General features: G+C 44.4%; 5 protein-coding genes. 1 reads left to right on the top strand and 4 read right to left on the bottom strand.

Annotated features, from left to right (window positions below; genetic code table 11):
- On the bottom strand, positions 1-213 hold a 213-nt coding region (locus L1D50_RS18165), incomplete at its 3' end, for a hypothetical protein (protein WP_239966540.1).
- Positions 214-959: 746 nt separating this feature from the next.
- Here L1D50_RS18165 and dgt point away from each other — a divergent pair.
- The gene (dgt, locus tag L1D50_RS18170) at positions 960-2,483 is read left to right on the top strand and encodes a dGTPase (protein WP_239966541.1); all 1,524 of its coding nucleotides are present in this window, start codon (positions 960-962) and stop codon (positions 2,481-2,483) included.
- 778 nt (positions 2,484-3,261) lie between these two features.
- Here the strand turns inward: dgt and L1D50_RS18175 are convergent.
- From L1D50_RS18175 to L1D50_RS18185, 3 genes are all read right to left on the bottom strand, one after another.
- Positions 3,262-5,643: a TonB-dependent receptor gene (locus L1D50_RS18175; RefSeq protein WP_239966542.1), complete on the bottom strand. Its 2,382-nt coding sequence runs from the start codon at positions 5,641-5,643 to the stop codon at positions 3,262-3,264.
- A gap of 910 nt (positions 5,644-6,553) precedes the next feature.
- Positions 6,554-8,299, bottom strand: coding sequence for a methyl-accepting chemotaxis protein (locus tag L1D50_RS18180; protein ID WP_128726240.1), 1,746 nt, complete (start codon positions 8,297-8,299; stop codon positions 6,554-6,556).
- A 629-nt stretch (positions 8,300-8,928) separates the two neighbouring features.
- A complete protein-coding gene (locus tag L1D50_RS18185; RefSeq protein WP_239966543.1) occupies positions 8,929-10,305 on the bottom strand; it encodes a glycerophosphodiester phosphodiesterase family protein in 1,377 nt (458 codons plus the stop codon).
- Between the last annotated feature and the right edge of the window lie 10 nt (positions 10,306-10,315).

Here is a 10,315-nt window from a genome sequence, read left to right on the forward strand (position 1 = left end):
ATTTTCATCTTTATAGAAATTAATAAGGCTATCCAATCTTTCCTTTTTTACCGTCCTTTGAAAGCCTATCGATTCAGCATTTTCAAAGTTTCGCTTTTGAGGAATGCCTGAAAAGCTGTCTATATCGATAACATTTCCAGAAAAATACGCTATCCACTCAGCTTTATCTGTTTGCTTGAATCTTATCGCATCAAATATTTTTTTGTTTATCATATTCTGCTCTTTTTAACTATTTTTTACACACTGTATTCTTACTAACTTATCCTTTGAATTAAGATAAGCATCACCTTTATCATTGAGTACTTCGGCGCCTCGTTCATTTAAAATTACTCGGCTTTTAGCACCATTCTTAACACTCAATGCAAGCTTCGATATATTTATCAGAAGTAAGAGCTATGTATAGATCAAGCTCTAAAACCCACCTCGAGATACGTGGTGCGTTTTGTCTTTTGGCATTACAGTGGTATGCCAAAGAATAATTTGATGCCATTGCCATGACACTGAGGGCTTCTTTTAAGCGCATAAAGATCCTGTTCGTGAGCGGTTACTTCATCCTTAACCGCTGTATAAATTCATTTGAAATTAGATGTAAACGAATACTGAGAGTATTAAACCCGAAAATCCGTAAGTTTTGTAGTGATTTGCGTCAAATTTCGAAGCTTTCGCCACCAAAGTGTTAGATATTTTTTGCCAAACTATTAAAAATAGGGTTAATTCAAACTTGTAAAAGTAACAAATATAGTTGGGCTAGCCCATTACAACGTATTACAGCTATTTTTATCACTTTACTGGCTTAGTCGGTGTTTTGCCTGTTGTTAGTTCGGTGTAGAGATACTGCGCTACCTTACCTTATATGAAGGTTTGCTTGTAGGCTGACTTGGGAGGTATCTATTCGGTTTACAACTTTTCCACATTCACCTACATTGGAAATGTAGCTTGGGTTTCAACAGGAAAGTGGCATGCACTTCAAAAATAAAATAACAAACGAGCGTTCTTACAATACCGGTGGCAGTGAGGCGAGTAGCCTTGAGAGCGACCGTGGGCGTATTATCAACAGTGCTGCGCTTAGACGACTGCAACAAAAAACCCAAGTGTTTCCGCTTGAGCGTAATGCGGCTGTGCGTTCGCGCTTAACGCACTCGTTGGAGGTGCAACAAAACGGCCGTTACATTGCTAAAAAAATTGTTGATGCGCTGGTGCAGCAAGGTAAGCAAGATTTGCTGCAATATGAAGATAAAAACGGCCAGCAGGTGGATTTGTCTGAGTGTTTGGTTACTCTGTCTGAAATGGCCTGTTTGATGCACGATATTGGTAACCCTGCGTTTGGTCACTTTGGCGAGGCCGCTATCAATGATTGGTTTAAACGCTATTTGAGCCAGCATCAACAGTTTGCAAAAAGTGCTCGGGCGGCGCTTAGGTATGGCTCAAAGGAGAGCAAAGCGTCTGATCTGGCGGTGCTGAATCAAGAAATGGAGTTACTGCTCGATATTTGTAGTTTTGAGGGTAACGCCCAAGCCATTCGCGTTATTCATACGCTTTCTCGGCTTAACCTTACCTATTCACAATGCGCCACTGTGATGAAATATACCCGCTGCGCGACCACGCCTAAGTCGACCGTAGCCATTGATAAGTCCTACCTGCAAAAGAAAGCAGGATACTATTTTAGTGAAAGTGGTTTTGTCAGTGAGCTGTGCGACAAATTGCAGATCCAAGTGGGTAATCGCCACCCAGTGACTTATATCATGGAAGCGGCTGACGATATTGCTTATTGTCTTGCTGATATGGAAGACGCTGTAGAAAAAGGCATTATTAGCGTAGATGAGTTAACGGGCTGTTTAATAGAGGAATATCAAAATATCGCAGCAGGGTTTGGGATCACCGATGACAAGCTTTTAGAGCTTATGAGTAAAAAGCTGCACTATGCCAATGACAAAGCCAGCAAGCATATGGCGAATTTTGATAATGAATTTTTTATTTGGCTCCGCGTGGGGTTGTTGCACCCGCTTGCTGAACATGCCAAAACACGTTTTATCGATAATATTGAAGCGATCTACGAAGGGAATTTTAACGCTTCGTTGCTGGAGGATAACAGCCACCTTCATGCTATTGTAAAATCGCTGAAAACGGTCGCGACCAACAAGGTATTCTCGAATAAAGAGGTCGAGCAGTTGGAGCTTCAAGGTTATAAGATCACCAGCAGTATATTAAACGAATATCAGCGGGTGCTTGATTTAGATGCCGATGATTTTCACGCTGCATTAAATGGCGAGCATAGTTTTGCGATAGAGTCGCGATTGATTAATCGGATTTCCAAAAAGTATGTTGCGGTATACCGCGAAACGGTCGCGAAGCTTAGTGAGGCTGAGCAAGCCGAGCCGATTTTTGAGTTTTATTACCGCTGCCGCCTTATTCAGGATTTTATTAGCGGTATGACTGATCAGTTTGCTTATGATACCTACCGTGCGTTGACCGCGTTGGATTGAGGTTAAGAGCGTGATCGCGGGGCCTTTTTGAAAAGATCGCCGCGTAAAGCGGCTCCCACCGGCGGTGGCATTTGAGGCGTTGTCTTGCGGTAATGATATGCGGTTGGAGTGGGTTCACACCATAATTTTGTAGAAAAGATCGACGCGTAAAGCGGCTCCCACCGGCGGTGGCATTTGAGGCGTTGTCTTGCGGTAATGATATGCGGTTGGAGTGGGTTCACACCATAATTTTGTAGAAAAGATCGACGCGTAAGGCGGCTCCTACCAGCGGTGGCATTTGAGGAGTTGTCTTGCGGTAATGATATGCGGTTGGAGTGGGTGCCCCCCGCGATTTTGTTGAAAAGATCGCCGCGTGAAGCGGCTCCTGCCAGCGGTGGCATTTAAGGAGTTGTCTTGCGGTAATGATATGCGGTTGGATTGGGTTCACACCATAATTTTGTAGAAAAGATCGCCGCGTGAAGCGGCTCCTACCAGCGGTGGCATTTGAGGAGTTGTCTTACTGTAATGATATGCAGTTGGAGTGGGTTCACCCCACGATTTTGTTGAAAAGATCGCCGCGTGAAGCGGCTCCTGCCAGCGGTGGCATTTAAGGAGTTGTCTTGCGGTAATGATATGCGGTGGGAGCGGGTTTATCCCGCGATTTTGTTGAAAAGCCGCTGCTATGAGTGAGGTAAAAAGTAGAGAAATGATCGCTGCGTCCTGCACAAGTGGCAATAAAAAAGAGGTGCAAATTGCACCTCCTTTGAGTTTTGTAATCTAGTTATGCTTTACATGGGTATTAAAACGTCACGTTTACACCAAACCAAATATTGCGGGCTTTGTCTTTTACGTTGTAGTCATCGCTAAATACGACTTCGCTTACCACACCACGGCCACTTAGGTATTCGTATTTACCATCACCGTTTAAGTCGTTGTAATCCGTGCTATAAGACGTAAAGTCTTCATCCAATAAGTTATTGATACGCGCAAACACAGTAACATTGTCGTTAAAGGTGTATTTAGCACCTAAGTGCAGTAGGTTGTAGTTTTTGTAGTACATGGCTTTGTCTAGGTTGTTGTCCCAGCCACGGTAACGATCAGAGCGCATTTCAGCATTTAGCGTTAGTGAGAACTCGTCTGTTACTTGCCAGTTTACTGTAGCATTTGCCATGTGTTCAGCGGTATTGGTTAATGGTTGACCTTCTTGAGGACCACTCTTTTGCTCGCTGTCAGTCCAGGTGTAGTTTGCGTAAAGTGAAATTGTATCGGTGAACTGGTAACGGCCTGCAAGCTCAATTCCTTGGATCTCAACTTTGTCGATATTGATTTTTTGGCTATAAGTATCGTAACCAAGCTCGTCGTATACACCCAAATTCACGCATGGTTTTGCACCATTGGTTGCTGAGCAGCTCTTGATGGTATCACCACGGGCGATTTTATCGTCAAACTCCGTTGAGAAGTAAGTGATATTAAAATTGTGGTTTTCAGTTGGATGCGTCCAATACAATGCAACTTCGTTGTTTACACTGGTTTCTGGTTCAAGATCTGGGTTACCTGCAAACGGTGACGTACCTTGACCACCAAAGCCGGTGATACCGTTGTATAAGTCGGTCGTTTGTGGCGTTTTATAACCCGTGCTGATCCCGCCTTTTACTGTCCAATCGTCAGACAGCTCGTATACACCGTATAGACGCGGAGAAAGTTGGCTACCAAATACATCGTGGTTATCGTGACGGACACCCACTGTAACTGTTAGCGGATCGCTTAAGTGCCAGTTATCTTCTACAAATAGTGAGTACATTTGGTGTTCCTGAACGCCTTGGTCAACACCAGACTCCATACCAAATACGCCATCTTGCAATTCACCGTCAACCCACTGACCGCCCAAAACAAACACATGATCGCCAAATAAATCATCAACTGGAATATCCACTCGCGCGTCTAGCGTATACTGGCTGCTGTTAAGTGTACGTTTTGGACGTGGTAAGAATGTGCTTTCAGCAAGCGCTTTACGCTCTGCTTCTTCCATGTCGGCATACTTACCACTACCATCGTACATGGCTTGTAGTAGTTTACGCTCTGCAACAGAAAGCGGCATAGTACGGCCATTGTTATCGGTATCAACAAATGCCAAAGACACAAAAGTTTCGATATCGTCAAACGTACCTTGATGCGTTAGTGACCACCAGCTTCTGTCGAATTCTTGATCCGCCGCATAACCTGCGCGCGGGTTTACCTTGCCACGGCGTGTTTGCCAGATTGATTCGATGTTGTCTTTAGTACCAAGCGGATAGGTAATTTTGCCCGACTCAACGTCGTAGTTTGGCGTATTATCATACTCTTGATTTGAGATATCATAGTCAAAAGTAACCGTGTGGTTGTCATTTGGCGTAAATACAAAGGTTGCACCCAATTGGGTGTTAGTGTTGTCTACTGTTTTGCCACCGCGTCCAAAGCCAAGTTCACGATGATGCAGCTCACCATTTGGATCGACTGCAGGTGAAAACTCAGGGTTTGAGGCTTGACGCTCATAAATGCTGCCGCGAGCAGAAAAGTTGAGTAAACCTTTAACTAAAGGCCCATAAATACTGAAGTCAGTGGTAATGTCATCACCAAACTGGTCGTTTGTTTGTAGGCTTCGGCCAAAATCAATGCTGCCGGTCCATTCATCTACTGACTTTTTAGTAATAATGTTGATTACGCCGCCCATCGCATCTGCACCGTAAAGTGTAGAGGCAGGTCCCCTAATGACTTCAATACGCTCAATGGCACTTTTAGGTGGAATATGGTTAAACGCGTTACCACCAAAATTATTTGGGTAGATATCACCGTGGTTGTTTTGACGCTTACCGTCGATAAGAAGTAGCGTATATTCACCTGTTAAACCACGCATACTCACGCTGCCTTGGCCGGTTTTATCTCGAGTTGTGCCAATGTCCACGCCTTCTTGGTACTTTACGGCATCAAGCAAAGTCGTATAGGACTGAGCTTGAATGTCTTCAGCGGTGATCACTGAAATACTCGCGGGTGCTTCTGGTATTTTTTGCTCAAAACCAGTCGCAGTTACAACGATGTGTTCCATGTCTGGCTGCGCTTTTATCGAATCAGCAAAAGCAACTGGGCTAAGGGCAGACAGCACCAAAGCAGAGAGTACACCACGTTTAAAAGGCGTGTTTATCATTGTTAATATCCCAAAATTTATTGCATTAAAGTAAATTTTGGCGCGTACTCTAAATGGAAACTGAATAAAAGTCAAAGCAATTGATAATTAATATCATTTGCATTTTTTGTTTAGATCATATTTAAGGGCCTTTGTGAGTTTATTGATTTTTCTTTTTGTTGGTTATGAAGAGATCGCGGAATAAATCCGCTCCTACCATATATTCAAACACTTGGTGGGAGCCGCTTTATGCGGCGTTCATTTGAGTTAAGATCGCGGAATAAATCCGCTCCTACCATATATTCAAACACTTGGTGGGAGCCGCTTTACGCGGCGTTCATTGGAGATAAGATCGCGGGGTGAACCCGCTCCTACCATATATTAAAACTCTTGGTGGGAGGCATTTTACGCGACGAGCATTAGAGACAAAATTTCGGAATAAATCTGCTCCTACCATATATTCAAACCCTTGATAGGAGGCGCCTTAGGCGGCGAGCATTTGAGATAAGAGCGCGGAATAAATCCGCTCCTACCATATATTCAAACACTTGGTGGAAGCCGCTTTAGGTGGTGATAATTAGAGGCGAGATCGCGGAGTAAATCCGCTCCTACCATATATTCAAACACTTGGTGGGAGCCGCTTTACGCGGCGAGCATTTGAGATAAGATCGCGGAGTAAATCCGCTCCTACCATATACTCAAACCCTTGGTGGGAGCCGCTTTAGGTGGTGATAATTAGAGGCGAGATCGCGGAGTAAATCCGCTCCTACCATATACTCAAACCCTTGGTGGGAGCCGCTTTACGCGGCGTTTATTAGAGACAAGATCGCGGAATAAATCTGCTCCTACCATATATTCAAACACTTGGTGGGAGCCGCTTTACGCGGCGAGCATTTGAAAAAAGACCCGCGCGTCAAGCGCTTTTTAAGTACTAAACAGTAAACTCTCTCGCATTGTCGTTAAGGCGATGACTAGTTTGCTCTAGCTGCTCAACAATGGCCATAAACTCATTCATCCGCTTAATTGCTTCTTTGGAAATATCACTCAGGCCATTGATATTGGTGTTAATGTCTTCTGTCACCGATAACTGTTCCTGAGAGGCTGTAGCAACACCTTGAGTCAAGTCTTTGATTTTACTTACAGCTTCAAATATGCTGTCGAGCACTTCGGAAGATACCATCACCTGCTCTTCCGTCGCTTGCACTTGATGCTGACTCTGCTGAATGGCGGTATTCGCACTCCCCGCTTTGGTTTGCAGCTGGTTGATGATATCACGAATCTCTTCTGTGGATTTTTGGGTTCTTTGTGCAAGGGTTCTTACTTCATCTGCAACAACAGCAAAGCCACGACCTTGCTCTCCTGCTCTTGCCGCTTCGATGGCGGCATTTAATGCGAGCAGATTAGTTTGCTCTGCAATCGCCTGGATCACGCTCACTACATTTGACACTTGATCACTTTGCTCAGTCAACTCTGAAATAATATTAGCAGTTCTGTCAAAGCGCGCAGATAATTCGGTAAATTGTTGGCTGGTTTGCGACATCACCTCCATTCCACGCTGCGCTTCAAGTTCAACCTGATTAGCGTAGTCTGCGGTACTTACTGTACTTGAGGTGACCTCATTGAGTGTAGCAGTCATTTCTTCCGCGGCAGTAGCAATGGTTTCGAGGCGAGCGTTTTGTTCTTCGCTTATCTCTTTGTTACTACGAATAAAATGCGCCACCTCTTTGGAAGATTTTGACATCGCACCACCTGCAGAGCCGATATTAGTTACTGTGTTTTTAAAACTATTAAGCATCCGGTTTACGATATTGGCTACCACCTGAATCTCAGTTGCGCCGCTTTCATCTACCGTTTTTCTAAGATCATTTGAGCTACCTATCTCTTCAAATGTTCTGCCAAGTAATTCAATTGGTTTTACGATGCGGCGACGAACCAAGTACACACCGAATAAACTGAAGCATACGGTTATGACTAACATAACCATGGCCCAAAAAACATAAGACTCCACAGCACTGTGTGCTTGTATAACGTTTTGTTTAGTGCGGTTTTCCAGCTCTGTGAAAAATGATTCCACCGGTTTCATAATGTTGGCTTTATAGCGATGATAATCATCACTGTGCGTGAGGTTAACCGCTTTGGTCAAATCAGGCTCGCCTTGAATAGTGTAATTACCAGCGCTATCTTTAAATTTACCTTTTACAGCGTTCATGGCTTCAACTTCTAATGCGACGAGGCCATCGGAATTGGCTTGTGCCTCACTTAAGTAGTTGAGCTCCTTTTGGCTAAACCCTGCCGCTTTCATGGCATCGAGTAATACCTCACGCTGACCGTCTGGTTTTGGTTTCTCACCATAATTAAGCACCAGATCCCAATAAATTTTATGGTAGCCTTCAGGCCTAGGCTTTTCACCATTACGAATCGCTAATACATCCATATACATCTTTTCGTATTTATCGTTGCCAGTTACCGCATAGGTTCTGCCCAATCGTGTTAAATCGTCGGAGCTTTGTCTTAACTCGTCGGCAAGTTGGTAAGCCTTGTATCGGTTATCTGCCATTTGTTCAAAATCAAGCAAGGCGTTATACATGTTGACAACTAAAAGGGTAACGATGACGACAAAAACAACAATGCCACCGAAGATAGTGGTCATGAGGATACGGATAGAGTTTAACTTCATGATTCTAGCCTTTATTAAAGCGTTCACAATAAAGGTTAGTGCAGGGGTTGAGATTCTTCTAGCATAGAATTAGGAACAAATGGAGTCGATATAATAACAGTAAGAACCAAATCAAAAGATCGCGGAGTAAATCCGCTCCTACCATATACTCAATTCCTTGGTGGGAGCCGCTTTAGGCGGCGATCATTGGAGATAAGATCGCGGAGTAAATCCACTCCTACCATAAACTCAAACCCTTGGTGGGAGCGGCTTTATGCGGCGTTCATTGGAGATAAGATCGCGGGGTGAACCCGCTCCTACCATATCTCAAATCCTTGGTAGGAGCCGCTTTATGCGGCGATCATTAGAGACAAGATCGCGGAGTAAATCCGCTCCTACCATATACTCAATTCCTTGGTGGGAGCCGCTTTAGGCGGCGATCATTAGAGATAAGATCGCGGAGTAAATCCGCTCCTACCATATCTCAAATCCTTGGTGGGAGGTGCTTTATGGGGAGATCATTAGAGACAAGATCGCGGAGTAAATCCGCTCCTACCATATACTCAACCCCTTGGTGGGAGCGGCTTTAGGCGGCGATCATTAGAGACAAGATCGCGGAGTAAATCCGCTCCTACCACAATTAACACCGCTTAAATACTGGCAGGCATGCCCATGCAGCTTGCATAATAGGTGGTCGTTGCTGGCCAATCAGAGAATACGCCGAGTACACCAACCTCTCTGGCCAATACATCTAGCACTTTAAAGGTATCACCATCGTTATCTATCATCGCCTCACCTGACAGACTGCCGTTGATGCTTTGATAGTACCAACCACCGCCGCTGGCTAAGTGACCAGAGCGCTCCAGTGTCCAAGTAATGATCCCAAGCCCTGCGGCTTTTGCAGCTTTGGCATAAGGTGAGGGTACGATTTCCCCCCCTTCTTCGGTTAATAACATCCACAGAGGTGGTGCGATAATGTTAACGCCATCCGCTGCAAGCTCTTCCATCGTTGGTGACAGTAGCTCTGGGTTATGCACGATTTGCTCGGCTGATACCATGGTTTCATTATCTGCTGCTTGCGCTTCGTATCTGTCGTCCAAATACACCGCCTGTGCGCCAAACTCTGGATTTTCTTTTATCCAATAGACGACATCGTCCCGATTAAATGACTGCGCCCAGACATTTTTTGGATCTACATTTGCAGCTTTATATTCGTCGATCATTTTTTGTGCGTAGGCTTTTTGTGTAAAACCGTCAAAAGGCATAGCGACAGACGGAGTCTTCAGCTCTGGTGTCATTTTCACGCCTAAACTTTTAAATAACTCAATGCTCTGGGCATGGGTCATTAAAGTGCCACGGCTCGAATATAAATCGGTGCGCCAATTTGCCGTGCCATCCATATATTCCTCTACGGTTGTCGCCATTGAGTTCGCGGCATCCATTTTACCTTTTAATGTCTTAAACTCAGCCAAAGTAATGTCGCTGGTACAACACATCGCTTGGGCTGCAATTCCATTTTCAGGATCGCCAGGTACAAATGGTGTTGTACATTTTTGGCCTAAATCCGTTGCTAAAATATTTGTTGTAGTGTGTAAATCACATTGTGAATGGCGACAAACCAGCTCTTTGTCTTTGGTAAAGGCAACGTCACACTCTAAAATCCCAGCACCCATTTTAGCCGCCGCAATATAAGATTCTTTGGTGTGTTCAGGAAACTGCATTGGCGCACCACGGTGTCCAATTGAAAAGTCTGTTTTATAAAAAGGTCCGTTAGCACACTGCTCAAGCTTGGTTTTGAGTGCACTGCCTTCCATGTCTTGAATCAAGAAATTAGGACGTGTGCCCACTTGCATAGCACTTGCGCTACCTGCAGGTACTTCCACAATTACCGGAACTTCAACGACTTTTATTTCAGTCTCTGTTGTGATCACCGGCTTTTCAACCTGTACAACCTCCACAGAATCATCATCACATGCACTTAGTAATAATGCAGCCAAGAGCGTAGAACAAACGCTTATCTTATTCATTGTAATACCA

It is taken from the genome of Pseudoalteromonas sp. Isolate6, from assembly GCF_022398435.1.
Classification (GTDB): Bacteria; Pseudomonadota; Gammaproteobacteria; order Enterobacterales; family Alteromonadaceae; genus Pseudoalteromonas; species Pseudoalteromonas galatheae.